The sequence below is a fragment of the Serratia sp. Ae19-1 genome (assembly GCF_059801225.1).
This window is the reverse complement of sequence record NZ_JBCHWD010000003.1, coordinates 373,174-389,003: the sequence shown is the minus strand read 5'-3', so window position 1 is coordinate 389,003 and position 15,830 is coordinate 373,174. Positions and strand designations below refer to the sequence as shown.

Below are 15,830 nucleotides of genomic sequence, written 5' to 3'. Positions count from 1 at the left end.
CAGTTGGCTAGGTGATGCTCACCAAGATGCTGACCGGCGCATAAAAAGTAAAGCGGTTACACGCAACCTTGCAAGGGCGATCAAATAACCGTTAATGCGGCTCGCCGGCGCGATAGATCCGCTGTGGGCGGCCCACCTTGCCGTAAATGATCTCGGCGCGCAGCTGCTGCGCGGCGGTGCAAAATTCCAGATAACGGCGCGCGGTGGTGCGGCTGAGCCCCATTTTTTGCGCAACGCTTTCAGCGGTGTGGCGCGCGGCGGGTTCGGCGAACAGCGCGCGGATCTTACCCAGCGTCAGCTCGTCGATGCCGGCGGGCAGCGCCGCCTGCTGTTCGCCGCGGGCGTAGGTGTTGAACATCTCGTCAATGCGGCGTTGGTTGAGGCGCGCCTTGTCCTTCAGCGCTTCGCGGCGTTGGCTGAAGCGCTGAAGGGTCTGGCTCAGCCGGTCATAGGCCAGCGGTTTGATCAGGTAGTCGAACACGCCGTAACGCAAAGCCTCGGCTACGGTGGCCATGTCGCTGGCGGCGGTGATGAACACGATGCCGCCGCGATAGCCGCTCAGCGTAAGTTCGCGCAGCAGGGTGATGCCCTGGCCGTCGGGCAGAAAGTTGTCCAGCAGGATCAGGTCCGGCTTGAAGCGTTCGGTCATGGCGCGGGCCTGCGCCAGCGTACCGGCCAGCCAAATCTGGCGGCAGCCGCCGTTCTGGCGGATAAACTCCGCATGCATCTCCGCCAGCGGCGTTTCGTCTTCAACGATCAGGATGTTCAGCCATTCCATAATGAAACCTACTATTGCAATCAAGATGCTAAATGAATGTAAGTAAATTGCGGCGTCAAATAAAGATTATCTCAATAATAAACACCATAAGATTAATTAAGTAAATAAAGAACATTAAATAACTTATTAACCGGGGACGGTTTGTGAAATAGGTCAATAATCCGCGTTTTTTTTCTGTTTACCATTGGTTTATCGAGCGCGATGTCGTGTTTATCTTCATGGTTTTTAAGGTTTTAATTAGTCTTGTCAATGTTAATTAAAAAGCCTTTTTGTATTTAACTTGTTGTTTGTCAGTTAACCCAGAGAGCGTGTTATGTTAGGCGATGCCGTATTTAATCGGGTAAAGCGATCGGATCATAAAGCGATTTCGGAAATAAGCGCCTTCTTGCGCAGTAACGATCTGAATATCGACACTACGGTTGAAATATTTATTACCGTTACCCAGCACGACAAATTGGTCGCCTGCGGCGGCATCGCCGACAATATTATCAAATGCGTCGCCATCAGTCCGCTGATGCGCGGCGAAGGGTTGGCGCTGGCGCTGGCGACCGAGCTGGTGAACCTGGCCTACGAGCGGCACCATACCCAGCTGTTTATCTACACCAAGGTGCAGAACGAGCCGCTGTTCCGCCAGTGCGGTTTCTACCCGATCGCCACCGTGCCGGGCATCGTGGTGCTGATGGAAAACAGCCCATGCCGCCTGAAGCGCTATGCCGCCCAACTGGCGAGCCAGCGCCGGCCGGGCGAGACCATCGGCAGCATCGTGATGAACGCCAACCCCTTCACCCGCGGGCATCAGTATCTGGTGCGTCAGGCGGCCAAACGCTGCGACTGGCTGCACCTGTTTCTGGTGAAGGAAAACACCTCGCGCTTCAGCTATGAAGACCGGCGCCGGCTGGTGCTGGCCGGCACCGCCGATATCCCCAACCTCACGGTACATGAAGGCTCGCAGTACGTGATCTCGCGCGCCACCTTCCCCTGTTACTTCATCAAGGACCAGGGCGTGGCCGACGACTGTTACACCGAAATCGATCTGAAGATCTTCCGCCAGTATCTGGCGCCCGCGCTGGGCATTACGCACCGCTTCGTCGGCAACGAGCCGTTCTGCGCGGTGACCGCGAAATACAACCGCGACATGCGCTACTGGCTGGAAACGCCGGCGCTGCCCAGCCCGCCGATCGCGCTGGTGGAAATCGAGCGTTTGCAATATCAGGGCACGGCGATCTCCGCCTCCTGGGTGCGCAAGCTGCTGGCGGCGGGGGACTTCCACGCCGCCGCGCCGCTGGTGCCGCCGGACACCCTGTACTACCTGCAGGATCTGCAAACGCAGCGCCGGGCCAAGGCGGCCCCGCATCCTTTTGAGTCCGCACAATCAGGTGAATGATGAAAATTATCCGAGAAGCAATGGCCGGCACGCTGGAATCCAGCGATGTCATGGTGCGCATCGCGCCCGCCGAAGGGCCGCAGCACGATCTGCTGATCGCCAGCAGCGTGGAAAAACAGTTCGGCGCGGCGATCCGCCACACCCTGTTGGAGGTGCTGCAGCGCTATGAGGTGGAGCCGGTGCAGGTGATCGTCGACGATAAGGGGGCGCTGGACTGCGTGCTGCGCGCCCGGCTGGAAACCGCGCTGATGCGCGCCTGCGAGGGCGGCCAACTGCCGTGGGAGGCGAAAGATGAAAACGCTGAATAAAACCCGGCTGCGCCGCAGCATGCTGTTCGTTCCCGGCGCCAACGCGGCGATGGTCAGCAACGCCTTTATCTACCAGGCCGACGCGCTGATGTTCGATCTGGAAGACTCGGTGATCCTGCGTGAAAAAGACGCGGCGCGCCGGCTGGTGTACCACGCGCTGCAGCACCCGCTGTACCAGGAGGTGGAAACCATCGTGCGCGTCAATGCGCTCGACTCCGCCTACGGCCTGGCGGACCTGCAGGCGGTGGTGCGCGGCGGCGCAGACATCGTGCGTCTGCCTAAGACCGACAGCGCGCAGGACGTTATCGACATGGAGCGCGAGATTGCCGCCATCGAAGCGGCCTGCGGCCGGCCGGTCGGCAGCACCGGGCTGTTGGCGGCGATCGAATCGGCGCAGGGCATCACCAACGCGGTGGCGATCGCGCACGCTTCGCCGCGTCTTATCGGCATCGCGCTGGGGGCGGAAGACTATGTACGCAACCTGCGCACCGAACGCTCGCCGGAAGGCATCGAGCTGCTGTTCGCCCGTTGCTCGCTGCTGCAGGCGGCGCGCGCCGCCGGCATTCAGGCGTTCGACACCGTCTACTCCGACGCCAACAACGAGGCCGGTTTCCTGCAGGAGGCGGCGCTGATCAAACAGCTCGGCTTCGACGGCAAATCGCTGATCAACCCGCGCCAGATTGAGCTGCTGCACAACCTGTACGCACCGACCGCCAAAGAGGTGGCGCACGCGCAGCGGGTGGTGGACGCCGCCGAAGCGGCGGAGCGGGAAGGACGCGGCGTGGTGTCGCTCAACGGAAAAATGGTCGACAGCCCGGTGATTGAACGCGCCCGGCTGGTGCTGGAGCGCGCCGCGCTGTCCGGCTTACGGGAAGAACCGGCGCAGCACGGGGAGGAAGCATGATGAACCGCCAACAACGATTGATGACCTTCGCCAACCCGGCGGATCTGCCGGGCTATCAGGACGTCTCCAAGGCCAATCTGCAGGCGCGCAAACCGCGCGATCTCAAGCTGTGCGATTCCTTGCAAGAGGCGGTGCGCCGTAGCGGATTGCAGGACGGCATGACCATCTCTTTCCACCATGCGTTTCGCGGCGGCGATTTGACCCTCAACCAGGTGATGGAGACGCTGGCGGCGATGGGGTTCCGCAACCTGACGCTGGCCTCCAGTTCGCTGACCGATTGCCACGCGCCGTTGGTTGAACACATTCGCCACGGCGTGGTGAGCCGCATTTACACTTCCGGGTTGCGCGGCCCGCTGGCGGACGCCATTTCACGCGGGCTGCTGGCGGAGCCGGTGCAAATTCATTCGCACGGCGGCCGGGTCAACCTGATCGAATCCGGCGAGCTGAAGATAGACGTGGCCTTCCTCGGCGTGCCGGCCTGCGATGAGTTCGGTAACGCCAACGGCTACAGCGGTGAAGCCTGCTGCGGCTCGCTCGGCTATGCGCGGGTGGACGCCGAGGCGGCGGGCACCGTGGTGCTGTTGACCGAGCAACTGGTGCCGTATCCGCATCATCCCGCCAGCCTGGCGCAGGATCGGGTGGACCTGATCGTGCAGCTGGAGCGGGTGGGGGACGCCGACAAGATCGGCGCCGACGCCACGCGCATGACCTCGAACCCGCGTGAGCTATTGATCGCCCGCCGCGCCGCCGAGGTGATCGCCGGCTCCGGCTACTTCACCGAAGGCTTCTCGCTGCAAACCGGCACCGGCGGCGCCTCGCTGGCGGTGACCCGGTTCCTGGAGGACAAGATGCGCGCCCGCGGCATTCGCGCCGCGTTCGCCCTCGGCGGCATCACCTCGACCATGGTGGATCTGCACGAGAAAGGGCTGATCGGCAAGCTGCTGGACGTGCAGAGCTTCGATCGGGCGGCGGCGACCTCGCTGGCGCGCAACCCGCGCCATATCGAAATCAGCGCCAACCAGTACGCCAACTTCAGCTCCAAGGGGGCGTCGGTCGATCGGCTCGACGTGGTGGTGCTGAGCGCGCTCGAGATCGATACCGGTTTCAACGTTAACGTGCTGACCGGCTCCGACGGCGTGCTGCGCGGCGCGTCCGGCGGCCACTGCGACACCGCCGCCGCCGCGCGGCTGGCGATCATCGTCGCGCCGCTGGTGCGCGGGCGCATTCCGACGCTGGTGGAGCAGGTGACCACCTGCGTCACGCCGGGCTCCAGCATCGACATTCTGGTGACCGACCACGGCATCGCCGTCAACCCGGCGCGGCCGGAGCTGGCGCAGCGCCTGCGGGAGGCTGGGCTCGAGGTGGTGAGCATCGACTGGCTGCGCACCCGCGCGCTGCAGCTGACCGGCGAACCGCAGCCGATCGCCTTTACCGACAAGGTGGTGGCGGTGGTGCGTTACCGCGACGGCTCGGTGATCGACGTGGTGCATCAGGTGGCGGAGTAACCGATGGCCGCCGTCGATCCCCAACTGGCCGCCGAACGCGCGGTCAGCCTGCCGGAGCTGCTCACCAGCCGCGAATGCCGCCAGGCGCGCCAGCAAGCGTGGCTGGCGCAGCACCAGTGCACGCTGCTGGTGCTGACGCTGGTGGTGCCCGGCCCGGTGAAGGACAGCGCGCTGACGCGCGGCATCTTCAACCTGGGGTGGGCGGCGCTGCTGCGGCTGTGCGCCGAACAGGGCTGGCCCAGCCCGCAGGCCGAAGTGCTGGCGCTCTCCACCGGCTGCGAAGGGTTTGTGGCACTGCGCGCCGATGCCCAGCGGGTGAAGGACTGCGCCATGCAGCTGGAGGTGAGCCGCCCGATCGGCCGGCTGTGGGACATCGACGTGCTGGATACGCAGGGGCGCATTTTGTCGCGCCGCGATATCGGCCTGCCAGAACGGCGCTGTTTGCTGTGCGGCCAACCGGCCAAGATCTGCGCCCGCCAGCGGCGGCATAGCAGCGAGCAACTGCTGCATGAAATGGAAAGGATGTTCAACGATGCGATCTCTGCCGATTAATCTGCCCGCCCGCCGTGCCGAACCGGCCTGCGACTTCGCCCGCGCCGCCTTTCGCGCGCTGCTGGTGGAAGTCAACCTCACGCCCAAGCCGGGGCTGGTGGATCGCCATAACACCGGCGCCCACCGCGACATGGATCTCGGGCATTTTTACCGCAGCGCCCGCGCCATCGGCGTGTGGCTGCCGCGCTTTATCCAACGCGGGCGCGAAGACGCGGCTCTGCCGGCAGAGCAGCAGCTGGCGCGGCTGCGGCCGCTGGGCCTGGCCTGCGAAAACCAGATGTTTCGCGCCACCGGCGGCATTAACACCCACAAAGGCAGCGTGTTCTCGCTCGGGTTGCTGTGCGCCGCCTTCGGCCGTCTGCAGCAGCAGGGGCGCGCCATCGGCGCAGCGGCGCTGTGCGCCGAAACGGCGGCGATGTGTCGGGGGGTGGTGGAGCGCGAGCTGCGGCGCAACAACGCCGGGCAGACCGCCGGCCAGCGGCTGTTCGCTGCCTACGGCCTCAGCGGCGCGCGCGGCGAGGCGGAAGCCGGTTTTCGGCTGGTGCTGGACGGCGCGCTGCCGCTGTATCGGCAACGGTTGGCCGCCGACGGCGACGAACAGCGGGCGCTGCTGGACAGTCTGCTGTGGCTGATGGCCCACAACGGTGACACCAACGTCGCCTCGCGCGGCGGCATGCACGGACTGCGCTGGCTACGGCGCCGGGCGGCGTTGCTGCTGGCGCAGGGCGGCTCGGCCGGGGAGGCGGGCCTGGCGCGCCTGCGGCGCTTCGATGCCGACTGCATTGCCCGCAACCTCAGCCCCGGCGGCAGCGCCGACTTGTTGATAGTGACCTGGCTGCTGGCGCAGCTGGGTGCCCAAGAATAATAACCAAGCCTTCAGGAGAGTCCCCATGTCCCAAACCCAGGAAAAGATCTGGAAAGCGATAGCGCCGCTGGCGGTGCTCGCGATCCTGTTATTGATACCGGTGCCCGACGGCATGCCGCCGCAGGCGTGGCACTACTTCGCCATCTTCGTGGCGATGATCGTCGGCATGATTCTGGAGCCGATCCCGGCCACCGCCATCAGCTTTATCGCCGTGACCGTCAGCGTGCTCAGCGCCAACTGGGTGCTGTTCGGCGCGCAGGAACTGGCGGAGCCGGGCTTCAAGGCCGGTAAAGAGGCGCTGAAATGGGGGCTGGCGGGCTTCTCCAGCACCACCGTCTGGCTGGTGTTCGGCGCCTTTATCTTCGCGCTGGGCTACGAGGCCACCGGGCTGGGGCGGCGCATCGCACTGTTCCTGGTGAAGTTCATGGGCAAGCGCACGCTGACGCTGGGCTATGCGGTGGTGATCATCGATATCCTGCTGGCACCGTTCACGCCGTCCAACACCGCGCGCACCGGCGGCACCGTGTTCCCGGTGGTGAAAAACCTGCCGCCGCTGTTCGACTCTTTCCCTAACGATCCCTCCTCGCGCCGCATCGGTGGTTACCTGATGTGGATGATGGTGGTCGGTACCAGCATCAGCTCCTCGATGTTCGTCACCGGCGCTGCGCCGAACGTGCTGGGCATCGAGTTCGTCGGCAAGATCGCCGGGGTGCACATCAGCTGGATGCAGTGGTTCCTGGCGTTCCTGCCGGTCGGTCTGCTGTTGCTGATCATCGCGCCGCTGATTTCCTATTACCTGTACAAACCGGGCGTGACCCACAGCAGCGAAGTGGCCGCCTGGGCGGATACCGCGCTGGGGGAAATGGGCAAGCTGACGCGCAAGGAATACACCCTGATCGGCCTGGTGCTGCTCAGCCTGTGCCTGTGGGTGTTCGGCGGCAAAATGCTGGACGCCACCGCGGTGTGTCTGCTGGCGGTGTCGCTGATGCTGGCGCTGCACGTGGTGTCGTGGAAAGAGATCACCAAATATTCCAGCGCCTGGAACACGCTGGTTAACCTGGCGACGCTGGTGGTGATGGCCAACGGCCTGACGCGCTCCGGCTTTATCGACTGGTTCGCCCAGACCATGAGCACCCATCTGGACGGCTTCTCGCCGAACATGACGGTGGTGGCGCTGGTGCTGGTGTTCTACTTTGCCCACTATCTGTTCGCCAGCCTGTCGGCGCACACCGCCACCATGCTGCCGGTGATCCTGGCGGTCGGGAAAGGGCTGCCGGGCGTGCCGATGGGGCAGCTGTCGATGCTGCTGGTGCTGTCGATCGGCATCATGGGCGTGCTGACGCCGTACGCCACCGGGCCGGGGGTCATCATCTACGGCTGCGGCTACGTGAAATCGAAAGACTACTGGCGCCTGGGCGGCATTCTCGGCGTGGTGTACATCGCCGCGCTGCTGCTGATCGGCTGGCCGATCATGAGCCTGTGGTACTGAGTTGAACTACAGCGGCCGCCGCCCGGTGGCCGCTGGTACGATCTTTTCCCGTGAACCCTGTCACACACTTGTCACACTAACCCCGCCATCATACTCAGGCAAACGCTAACACCTTAAAAATAATCATTTTCCGGGAGCCTCTGCGGATGAGAAAAAAAACGTTATTGCTGTGCCTGCCTTTGTTATTCACCGGGAACGCGCTGGCGGAAGCCGGCGGTTATCAACTGGAACAGGTGCTGGTGATGAGCCGCCATAACCTGCGTGCGCCGCTGGCCAATAACGGCAGCGTGCTGGCGCAGTCTACGCCGAAGGCCTGGCCGGCCTGGGAAACGCCGGGCGGCCAGCTGACCACCAAGGGCGGGGTGCTGGAAGTGTACATGGGGCACTACTTCAATGCCTGGCTGAAGCAGACCGGCCTGTTGCCGCAAGAGGGCTGCCCGACCGCCGGCAGCGTGTATGTCTACGCCAACAGCCTGCAGCGCACGGTGGCCACCGCGCAGTTCTTCAGCAATGGCGCGTTCCCGGGCTGCGACGTCAGCGTGCACCATCAGGACAAGATGGGCGAGATGGATCCGACCTTCAACCCGATCATCACCGATACCAGCGAAGCCTTCAACCAGCAGGCGCTGGCGGCGATGAACGCCGCGCTGGGATCGCTGAAGCTGGACGCCTCTTACCAACAGCTGGCGAAGATCATCGATTACAAGGATTCCGCCGCCTGCAAGACCGACAAACACTGCGATCTGACCAAAGAAGCCAGCGTGATGAGCGCGGTGCCGGGCAAAGAGCCGGGCGTCTCCGGCCCGCTGCGGGTGGGCAACTCGCTGGTAGACGCCTTTATGCTGCAGTACTACGAAGGTTTCCCGATGAAAGAGGTGGCCTGGGGCAAAATCGCCACCCCGCATCAGTGGAAACAGCTGGCGCAGCTGAAAGACGGCTATCAGGATTCGCTGTTCACCTCGCCGGTGGTGGCGCAAAACGTCGCCAAACCGCTGCTGACCTATATCAACAACGCGCTGCTCGGCGAGCGCAAACCGGACGCGCCGAAGCTGACGGTGCTGGTCGGCCACGACTCCAATATCGCTTCGCTGCTGTCGGCCATGCAGTTCCAGCCGTATCAGCTGCCGCAGCAGTATGAGAAAACGCCGATCGGCGGCAAGCTGGTGTTCCAACGCTGGCGCGACGCGCAGAACGACCGTGAATTGCTGAAGATCGAGTACGTCTATCAGTCCACCGAACAGCTGCGCAAGGCGACGCCGCTGACGCTGCAAACCCCGCCGCAGCGCGTAACGCTGGCGCTGAAAGGTTGCCCGATCGACAAGGACGGTTTCTGCGCCTGGAGCGATTTCGAAAAGACCATGAAGGGTATCCTGTAATGCCCAGCCTCTCTCCCGACCGCGGGGGAGAGGCCTCTTCCCAACCCGGCTAACGCGCCGCCGTGCCGGCCTTAACGCCATTTATTTTGCCCAGAGTCATTGTTGCAGGCCGTTTCGGGGGCTAACATCATCAGCCTGCCTGCTTATCATGGATACTGCCGTTGCCCACTTTTATCCGCAATATCGACTTTTTCACGCCGGACGGTTATCCGGGCCAGGTGGCGCGCTGCCAGTTTGCGTTGGCGGAGTATCACGACGACAGTTTTTCTGCATTGGGCTTTACGCTGCCGGATCATCTGGCGCGCGCGGTGCCGAAGCGCCGTGCGGAGTATCTGGCCGGACGCGTTCTGGCGCGGCAGCTGTTGGCGCCGCTCGGTTTCGTCGATTTCACTCTGGCGCGCGGCGAAGATCGCGCGCCGCAGTGGCCGGCTGGCATTGCCGGTGCGCTGAGCCATAATTCGAATACCGCGCTGTGCGCCGTGCACCGCGAGAGCGGGCTGGGCGGCGTTGGGCTGGATGTGGAGACGCTGCTGTCTGACGAGCGGGCGGAGGAGCTGTGGGGGGCGATCGTTTCGCCGACGGAGCGCGAGGCGTTGCTGCGCGAGGCGCTGCCGTTCAACGCGCTGCTGACGCTGGCGTTTTCTGCCAAAGAGAGCCTGTTCAAGACGCTTTATCCGCAGGTGCGCTGTTACTTCGACTTTCTTGATGCGCGCATGACGGCCGTGGATGTGCAGCGGCAGACGTTCGTATTAGAGCTGCTTAAGACATTGACGCCGCATTGCCCCGCCGGCCGCCGGTTCAGCGGGCGTTTTTGGCGTGAAGGTGACGACGTCACGACCTTTATTTTTTGCTAAAACACAATAATAACAGTGTGTTATTTATTTCTGTGCCGTAACGCGGATTTGCCGCGGCGCGCGGAAAGATTCATTCACCGGTGATTGACCCACGGTGGGGATCCGGTGTAATTTACCATCCTTTTTATGGCTAATGATAATTATTCGCATAAACATTATCATTGGTGAGGCGCAACAAAGGAGTGGTCTTGTGGCGACACTGACGACAGAAAACCAAACCTTCCCCGGGTTTGTGTACGCCGAGCAATCGACCTTTTTGTACCGGTCCGAATTCCGTTCCCTTTCCGCCGACGGCGTGTTCGAGCGCATTGAGACGCCGGCGTTCGGCGGCGAACAGGAAGGCAGCGCGCTGGCGCAGCATATCCGCGAGGCGCTGGCGCGCGCCAAAGCCGCCGGCCAGGCGGCACCGGTGGTGGTGGGTGCCATTCCGTTCGATACGCGCCGGCCTTCCAGCCTGTATGTGCCTGAAAACTGCCAGTTTGTCGCCAACGACAGCTTTACCCGCGCCGCGCGCCCGATGCTGCAACAGCCGCATCGTCTTGCTGCCTGCACCAGCATTCCGGACGAGCCGCGCTTCAAGCATGCGGTGGCGGAAGCGGTCAGCCGCTTTAAACAAGGCAAGCTGGACAAGGCGGTGCTGTCGCGCATCCTCGACATCGAGCTGGAACAGCCGGTGGCGGGCCACCAGATCTTCAATAACCTGATGGTGCAGAACCCGACCGGTTATCACTTTTCCCTGCCGTTGGCCGATGGCGGCGTGCTGATCGGCGCCAGCCCGGAACTGCTGATCCGCAAGCAGGGCGGCGAGATCCACACCAATCCGCTGGCGGGCTCGGCGCGCCGTCAGGACGATGCGCAGCAGGATCGCCTCGGTAGCGAGCGCCTGATGCGCTCGACCAAAGACAAATACGAACACAAGCTGGTGATAGAGGATATTCGCCGGCATCTGGCACCGCTGTGCGCCAGCCTGAGCGTGCCCAGCGGCCCGTCGCTGCTCAGCACCGGCACCATGTGGCACCTGTCCACCCGCATTCGCGGCGAGTTGCTGAACCCGACGCTCAACGTGATGCAGCTGGCTTGTCTGCTGCATCCGACACCGGCGCTGTGCGGTTTCCCGACCGAGAGCGCCCGCCAGCTGATCGCCGATTTGGAGCCGCACGATCGTGGCCTGTTCAGCGGCATCGTCGGCTGGTGCGACGCCAACGGCGACGGCGAGTGGGCGATCGTCATCCGCAGCGGTCTGCTGCACGGTAACCGGGTGCGGCTGTTCGCCGGCGCGGGCATCGTCGCCGCTTCGACGCCGCAGTCCGAGTGGATGGAAACCGCCGCCAAACTGGGCACCATGCTCAACGCTTTCGGCCTGAACAGCGGCGCGCTGTAGGGCCTCTTTGCGGCGCAGTGTGCGCCGCGCCATACGCTTTCGCAGGAGACAACGATGAACAACAACATGACCCGGCTGTGCGCCCGGATGGCGGTGTGCGCATGAGCATTCAGATGGATTTCACCGGCAAACGGGTGTGGGTGACCGGCGCGGCGCGCGGCATCGGCGAGCAGATCGCCCGGCACTTTTTGGCTCAGGGTGCTGAGGTGGTGGGATTTGACCGCGAATTCGCCAACCCGGATCTGCCTTACCCTTGCGTGACGCTGGACATCAGCCGGCCGGAACAGGTGGAGGCGGTGTGCCGCCAACAGCTGGGGGAGAACCCGCGACTGGACGTGTTGGTCAACGCCGCCGGCATTTTGCGCATGGGCAATACCGAAGATCTGAGCGTGGATGACTGGCATCAGTGCATCAACGTCAACGCCTCGGGGGCGTTTTACCTGTTCCGCGCGCTGCTGCCGCACTTCAAGGCGCAGCGCAGCGGGGCGATCGTCAGCGTCGGCTCCAACGCTGCGCACGTGCCGCGCGCGCAGATGGCGGCCTACTGCGCCTCCAAGGCGGCGCTGACCAGCCTGAACCACTGCGTGGGGCTGGAGATGGCGCCGTTCGGCGTGCGCTGCAATCTGGTGTCGCCGGGCTCGACCGACACGCCGATGCAGCGCGGCATGTGGCAGACCGACGATGCGCAGCAGCGCACCATCGCCGGCTTCCCCGAGATGTTCAAACTGGGGATCCCGCTGGGTAAAATCGCCCGCCCGGACGAGATCGCCAACGCGGTGTTGTTCTTGGCCTCCGACCTGGCCAGCCACATCACCATGCAGGATATCGTGATCGACGGCGGCGCCACGCTGGCCGCCTGAGTCAGACCCGCTGGCGGCGCAGCAGGTGCTGCGCGCCTTCCGCCGCCAGCAGCAGCACCGCCAGCCAGATCGCCAGATAGGTCGGCCATTCGCTTTGGCTGATGCTCTCGCCGAGCAGCAGCGCGACGATCACCAGCAGCACCGGTTCCACATAGCTCAGCAGGCCGAACAGACTGAACGGCAGCAGGCGGCTGGCGAGGATGTAACACACCAGCGCCACGGCGCTGATGACGCCGAGCAACGGAATGCGCCAATACAGCTCGGCATTGACCTGCAGCGCCGCCGCGCCGTGGTCGCCGAAAGCGAACCAGGCCGCCGCCGGCAGCATCAGCGCCAGCTCGCACCACAGTCCGCCGAGGTTGTCGGTGGCGAAGCGGCGCCGCAAAATAAAGTAGAGCGGATAGCCCAGCGCCACCACCAGTGTCGGCCATGAGACGCCGCCCGCCTGATACAGCTCATTGCCTACCCCCACCATAGCGCACGCCACCGCCAGTTTTTGCAGCAGCGACAGCCGATCGCGATAGATCAGGCGCCCCGCCAGCACCATGGTCAGCGGCAGAAGAAAATAGCCGAGCGATACGTCGAGCGCCTTGCCGTGCAGCGGCGCCCACAGGAACAGCCACAGCTGCACCCCCAGCAGCGCCGAGGTGAGCAGCAGGCCCAGCAGCCGCAGCGGCCGTTGGCCGATCCAGCCCAGCGTGTCGGCCACCTTGCGCCAATCGCCGGACAACGCCATGAACAGCGTCAGGAACGGCAGCGTCAGCAGCGTGCGCCAGCCGTAAACCTGTTCGCCGTTCAGCGGGGTGAGGGTAGAGGTGAAGTAATACATCGCGCCGAACAAGATGGAGGCGACGATCGAAAGAGTGATGCCCTTAATCACACGCATTCCTGGTGAGTGATTGATTTTATGGCGGCTACTGTAGAGAAATTTGCCGCCAACGACAATGGCGTTGCCGGGCGCTGGACAATCGACGGCGGCGGGTTACAATGGATACTGTGTATTCATACAGGCATTGACGATGACAATCGATCTTTTTGAAGACGCACTGCCGCCGCCGTGGCGGGAAGAGATCGCTCCCGGCGCGGTGGTGATGCACGGCTTTGTGCGCGATCACGGGCCGGAACTGCTGGCGGCGGTGCAGGGCGTGGTGGCTCAGGTGCCATGGCGGCATTTGACCACCCCCGGCGGGCATGTGATGTCGGTGGCGATGAGCTGGTGCGGCAACGGCTGGACCAGCGACAGCCGCGGCTATCGCTATTCGGAACGCGACGCACGCAGCGGCAAACGCTGGCCGGCCATTCCCCCAATCTTGATGGCGTTGGCGGATGAGGCCGCACAGCAAGCGGGCTTTGGCCCCTTCGTGCCGGACTCTTGCCTGATGAACCGTTACGATCCGGGCAGCAAGCTGTCGCTGCATCAGGATAAGGACGAACACGACTTCGGTGCGCCGATCGTCTCGGTTTCGCTCGGGCTGCCGGCGGTATTTCAGTTCGGCGGCCTGCAGCGCAGCGACCGGGCGCGGCGCATCCCGTTGGCGCACGGCGACGTGGTGGTATGGGGCGGCCCGGCGCGGCTCTGCTTCCACGGCATCCTGCCGGTCAAAGAAGGCTACCACTCGCTGGTGGGGCCGCACCGCATCAACATTACGCTACGCAAGGCGCTGTAGCTGCGGTTCCTGCGCCAGGCAGGCGACGAGATAGTCGATGAATACCCGCAGTTTGGGCGGCAAATGCTGGTTGGGCACGTAGAGCAACCACAGGCCGCCGTGATAGCTGCTGAGAAAATCCCATTCCGGCAACACTTGCACGATCTCGCCGTCTTCGAGCGCCTGGCGGGCGGTAAAGTACGGCAGGCTGCCGATGCCGATATGCTGTTTCACTGCGTCCAGCCGCACGCCGGTGTGGTTGGCGGCGTAGCGGCCGCGCACGTTGACCGTCACCGTTTTGCCGCTGCGGCGGAATTTCCATTGCGCATCGCTCGGCGTCTCTCCCAGATAGATGCAGCTGTGCGCCGTCAGATCGTGCGGGTGCTGCGGCGTGCCGTGCTGCGCCAGATAATCCGGCGTGGCGCATATCAGATGGTCTATTCTCATCAACTGGCGGCCGATCAAACCGGGCGACGGGCGATCGGTAATGCGCAGCGCCAGATCGACCCGATCGTCGATCAGATCCATATAGCGATCTTCCAGCCGCAGCCTGACGTCTACCTTCGGGTAGCGCCGCAGAAACGCCGGCATGTGCGGATGCAGCACGAAACGGCCCACCGCCTTGGGGACGCTGATGCTGACTAACCCTTCGGGCTCCGCGGCGCCGCGCCCGCCGATCGCCATCGCCGCCTCGGCCGCCGCCAGCATGGCGCGGCAGTGTTGAAACACCTCTTCGCCGTTTTCACTAAGCCGCAGCTTGCGGGTGGTGCGGTGCAACAGCTGCAGCGCCAGCGCCTGCTCGAGTTTCGCCACGCTGCGGCTGAGGGCGGAAGGCGAGGCACCCAACTTACGGGCGGCGGCGGAAAAGCTGCCGCTCTCCACCACCTGGACGAAAACGGCCATTTCGGCCAACAGGGCGTGAGAAAGATTTGTGCTCATGACGCAAAGGTCCATTGTGATGACGACGGATTATCCTCTGATTATGACATGAATATAATGGCTCCCTGAATCGAGGAGAAAAATGATGACCGAACGACGTTATTACTACAGCGACGAGTTACAGGGCCAGGCACAGGTGTTGAGCTGCGCGCCGGCCGAGGCGGGCGCTTACGCCGTAGAGCTCGACGCCACGCTATTTCACCCGCAGGGCGGCGGCCAGCCCTCCGACGTGGGAACGTTGGACAACGTCGCTGTCGTGCGGGTACAGCAGCAGGGGGATAAGGTGGTGCACTTTACCGCCGCGCCGCTGCCGATCGGGCCGGTTACGATGCGTATCGATGAAGCGCAACGCCGGCTGCATGCCCGTTGGCACTCCGGCGGGCATCTGATCGGCTGGCTGGGCGAAGGCCGGGGGTGGCGGCCAGTCAAGGCGCATCATTGGCCGGGGGAAGGCCGCATCACGTTTACGCCGGAGGCAGACGCGCAGACGATCGAGGCGGATGTTTTACAAACGGAGCTGGCGCGCCTGATCGCCGCCGATCTGCCGCGTCGCCAACAGGCGGTGGACGGCATGCGCCAGGTGGGTTTCGGCGAGCTGCTGGCTTACGGCTGCGGCGGCACCCACGTCGCCACGCTGGCCGAGATAGGGGCGGTGAGCGTCACCGGCGTCAAAATGAAGAAAGGGCAGCTGATCGTGCAGTATGAGCTGGATTAAATAAGGGGGCTTCAGCGCCCGGCCTGCCGCAGCTGGGTGCAGAACGCGCATTGGCATCCCGCCACTGGCACCGCCGCGCAGCTGCCGATGTTCACCGCCTGGGCGTCCATGGCGTGAAAGCCGTAAAACAGATTTTCGATGTTTTGCTCCGCCGCGCGCGCCTGCTCGGGACGCGGCTCGGGCACCTTCGACTGAAACGCCGCGGCCTTGCCGGCCAACAGGCTGAGAAACAGCAGCGACAGCTGGATTTTCATCGTCGTCTTCCCTTCGTTAA

Annotated in this window: 17 protein-coding genes; 13 read left to right on the top strand and 4 right to left on the bottom strand. The window is 63.7% G+C overall.

Annotation, left to right across the window (positions count from 1 at the left end; translation table 11 throughout):
- Positions 1-91 precede the first annotated feature (91 nt).
- The gene (gene dpiA / locus AAIE04_RS12040; RefSeq protein ID WP_004940807.1) at positions 92-778 is read right to left on the bottom strand and encodes a two-component response regulator DpiA; all 687 of its coding nucleotides are present in this window, start codon (positions 776-778) and stop codon (positions 92-94) included.
- 313 nt (positions 779-1,091) lie between these two features.
- Between dpiA and citC the strand changes: the two genes are divergently transcribed.
- From citC to dhbA, 11 genes are all read left to right on the top strand, one after another.
- Positions 1,092-2,162, top strand: a complete 1,071-nt coding sequence (gene citC, locus AAIE04_RS12035) for a [citrate (pro-3S)-lyase] ligase (protein WP_028127715.1) — start codon at positions 1,092-1,094, stop codon at positions 2,160-2,162.
- A complete protein-coding gene (citD, locus tag AAIE04_RS12030; RefSeq protein WP_019452464.1) occupies positions 2,162-2,470 on the top strand; it encodes a citrate lyase acyl carrier protein in 309 nt (102 codons plus the stop codon). Before citC ends, citD begins: the two co-directional genes overlap by 1 nt.
- Positions 2,454-3,374: a citrate (pro-3S)-lyase subunit beta gene (gene citE, locus AAIE04_RS12025; RefSeq protein ID WP_044030873.1), complete on the top strand. Its 921-nt coding sequence runs from the start codon at positions 2,454-2,456 to the stop codon at positions 3,372-3,374. The genes citD and citE overlap by 17 nt, the downstream gene beginning before the upstream one ends.
- A complete protein-coding gene (gene citF, locus AAIE04_RS12020; protein ID WP_498577068.1) occupies positions 3,374-4,879 on the top strand; it encodes a citrate lyase subunit alpha in 1,506 nt (501 codons plus the stop codon). Before citE ends, citF begins: the two co-directional genes overlap by 1 nt.
- A 3-nt stretch (positions 4,880-4,882) precedes the next feature.
- Positions 4,883-5,431, top strand: a complete 549-nt coding sequence (gene citX, locus AAIE04_RS12015) for a citrate lyase holo-[acyl-carrier protein] synthase (protein WP_498576998.1) — start codon at positions 4,883-4,885, stop codon at positions 5,429-5,431.
- Entirely contained in the window at positions 5,412-6,296 is an 885-nt protein-coding gene (gene citG / locus AAIE04_RS12010; RefSeq protein WP_498576997.1) for a triphosphoribosyl-dephospho-CoA synthase CitG, read from the top strand. Before citX ends, citG begins: the two co-directional genes overlap by 20 nt.
- A gap of 25 nt (positions 6,297-6,321) precedes the next feature.
- A complete protein-coding gene (locus tag AAIE04_RS12005) occupies positions 6,322-7,785 on the top strand; it encodes an anion permease (protein WP_498576996.1) in 1,464 nt (487 codons plus the stop codon).
- A 146-nt stretch (positions 7,786-7,931) separates the two neighbouring features.
- A complete protein-coding gene (gene agp / locus AAIE04_RS12000; protein ID WP_019452469.1) occupies positions 7,932-9,161 on the top strand; it encodes a bifunctional glucose-1-phosphatase/inositol phosphatase in 1,230 nt (409 codons plus the stop codon).
- 161 nt (positions 9,162-9,322) lie between these two features.
- Complete coding sequence (locus AAIE04_RS11995; protein ID WP_498576995.1) at positions 9,323-10,015, top strand: 4'-phosphopantetheinyl transferase family protein; 693 nt, start codon at positions 9,323-9,325, stop codon at positions 10,013-10,015.
- Between the two features lie 190 nt (positions 10,016-10,205).
- Entirely contained in the window at positions 10,206-11,396 is a 1,191-nt protein-coding gene (locus AAIE04_RS11990; protein WP_498576994.1) for an isochorismate synthase, read from the top strand.
- 101 nt (positions 11,397-11,497) lie between these two features.
- Complete coding sequence (dhbA, locus tag AAIE04_RS11985; RefSeq protein WP_309530469.1) at positions 11,498-12,256, top strand: 2,3-dihydro-2,3-dihydroxybenzoate dehydrogenase; 759 nt, start codon at positions 11,498-11,500, stop codon at positions 12,254-12,256.
- A 1-nt stretch (position 12,257) separates the two neighbouring features.
- On the opposite strand, the gene rarD is transcribed toward dhbA, so the two are convergent.
- Complete coding sequence (gene rarD / locus AAIE04_RS11980) at positions 12,258-13,136, bottom strand: EamA family transporter RarD (protein ID WP_309530468.1); 879 nt, start codon at positions 13,134-13,136, stop codon at positions 12,258-12,260.
- Positions 13,137-13,275: 139 nt separating this feature from the next.
- Between rarD and alkB the strand changes: the two genes are divergently transcribed.
- Positions 13,276-13,923 carry a DNA oxidative demethylase AlkB gene (alkB, locus tag AAIE04_RS11975; protein WP_019452474.1) on the top strand — a complete coding sequence of 216 codons (648 nt, stop codon included), beginning with the start codon at positions 13,276-13,278 and terminating at the stop codon, positions 13,921-13,923.
- Here alkB and AAIE04_RS11970 read toward each other — a convergent pair.
- Positions 13,906-14,841, bottom strand: coding sequence for a LysR family transcriptional regulator (locus AAIE04_RS11970; protein ID WP_143778293.1), 936 nt, complete (start codon positions 14,839-14,841; stop codon positions 13,906-13,908). The two genes, alkB and AAIE04_RS11970, sit on opposite strands and share 18 nt — an antisense overlap.
- Positions 14,842-14,926: 85 nt before the next feature.
- Between AAIE04_RS11970 and AAIE04_RS11965 the strand changes: the two genes are divergently transcribed.
- Positions 14,927-15,556 carry an alanyl-tRNA editing protein gene (locus AAIE04_RS11965; RefSeq protein ID WP_498577067.1) on the top strand — a complete coding sequence of 210 codons (630 nt, stop codon included), beginning with the start codon at positions 14,927-14,929 and terminating at the stop codon, positions 15,554-15,556.
- A gap of 11 nt (positions 15,557-15,567) precedes the next feature.
- On the opposite strand, the gene AAIE04_RS11960 is transcribed toward AAIE04_RS11965, so the two are convergent.
- Positions 15,568-15,810, bottom strand: coding sequence for a hypothetical protein (locus tag AAIE04_RS11960; RefSeq protein WP_019452477.1), 243 nt, complete (start codon positions 15,808-15,810; stop codon positions 15,568-15,570).
- Between the last annotated feature and the right edge of the window lie 20 nt (positions 15,811-15,830).

Coding starts and splice junctions, on each gene's coding strand:
- AAIE04_RS11970 (WP_143778293.1), bottom strand. CDS start 14,841: ATGAGCACAAATCTTTCTCACGCCCTGTTGGCCGAAATGGCCGTTTTC.
- alkB (WP_019452474.1), top strand. CDS start 13,276: ATGACAATCGATCTTTTTGAAGACGCACTGCCGCCGCCGTGGCGGGAA.
- citF (WP_498577068.1), top strand. CDS start 3,374: ATGAACCGCCAACAACGATTGATGACCTTCGCCAACCCGGCGGATCTG.
- citE (WP_044030873.1), top strand. CDS start 2,454: ATGAAAACGCTGAATAAAACCCGGCTGCGCCGCAGCATGCTGTTCGTT.
- citX (WP_498576998.1), top strand. CDS start 4,883: ATGGCCGCCGTCGATCCCCAACTGGCCGCCGAACGCGCGGTCAGCCTG.
- citG (WP_498576997.1), top strand. CDS start 5,412: ATGCGATCTCTGCCGATTAATCTGCCCGCCCGCCGTGCCGAACCGGCC.
- AAIE04_RS11960 (WP_019452477.1), bottom strand. CDS start 15,810: ATGAAAATCCAGCTGTCGCTGCTGTTTCTCAGCCTGTTGGCCGGCAAG.
- AAIE04_RS11965 (WP_498577067.1), top strand. CDS start 14,927: ATGACCGAACGACGTTATTACTACAGCGACGAGTTACAGGGCCAGGCA.
- citD (WP_019452464.1), top strand. CDS start 2,162: ATGAAAATTATCCGAGAAGCAATGGCCGGCACGCTGGAATCCAGCGAT.
- dpiA (WP_004940807.1), bottom strand. CDS start 778: ATGGAATGGCTGAACATCCTGATCGTTGAAGACGAAACGCCGCTGGCG.
- dhbA (WP_309530469.1), top strand. CDS start 11,498: ATGAGCATTCAGATGGATTTCACCGGCAAACGGGTGTGGGTGACCGGC.
- agp (WP_019452469.1), top strand. CDS start 7,932: ATGAGAAAAAAAACGTTATTGCTGTGCCTGCCTTTGTTATTCACCGGG.
- citC (WP_028127715.1), top strand. CDS start 1,092: ATGTTAGGCGATGCCGTATTTAATCGGGTAAAGCGATCGGATCATAAA.
- AAIE04_RS12005 (WP_498576996.1), top strand. CDS start 6,322: ATGTCCCAAACCCAGGAAAAGATCTGGAAAGCGATAGCGCCGCTGGCG.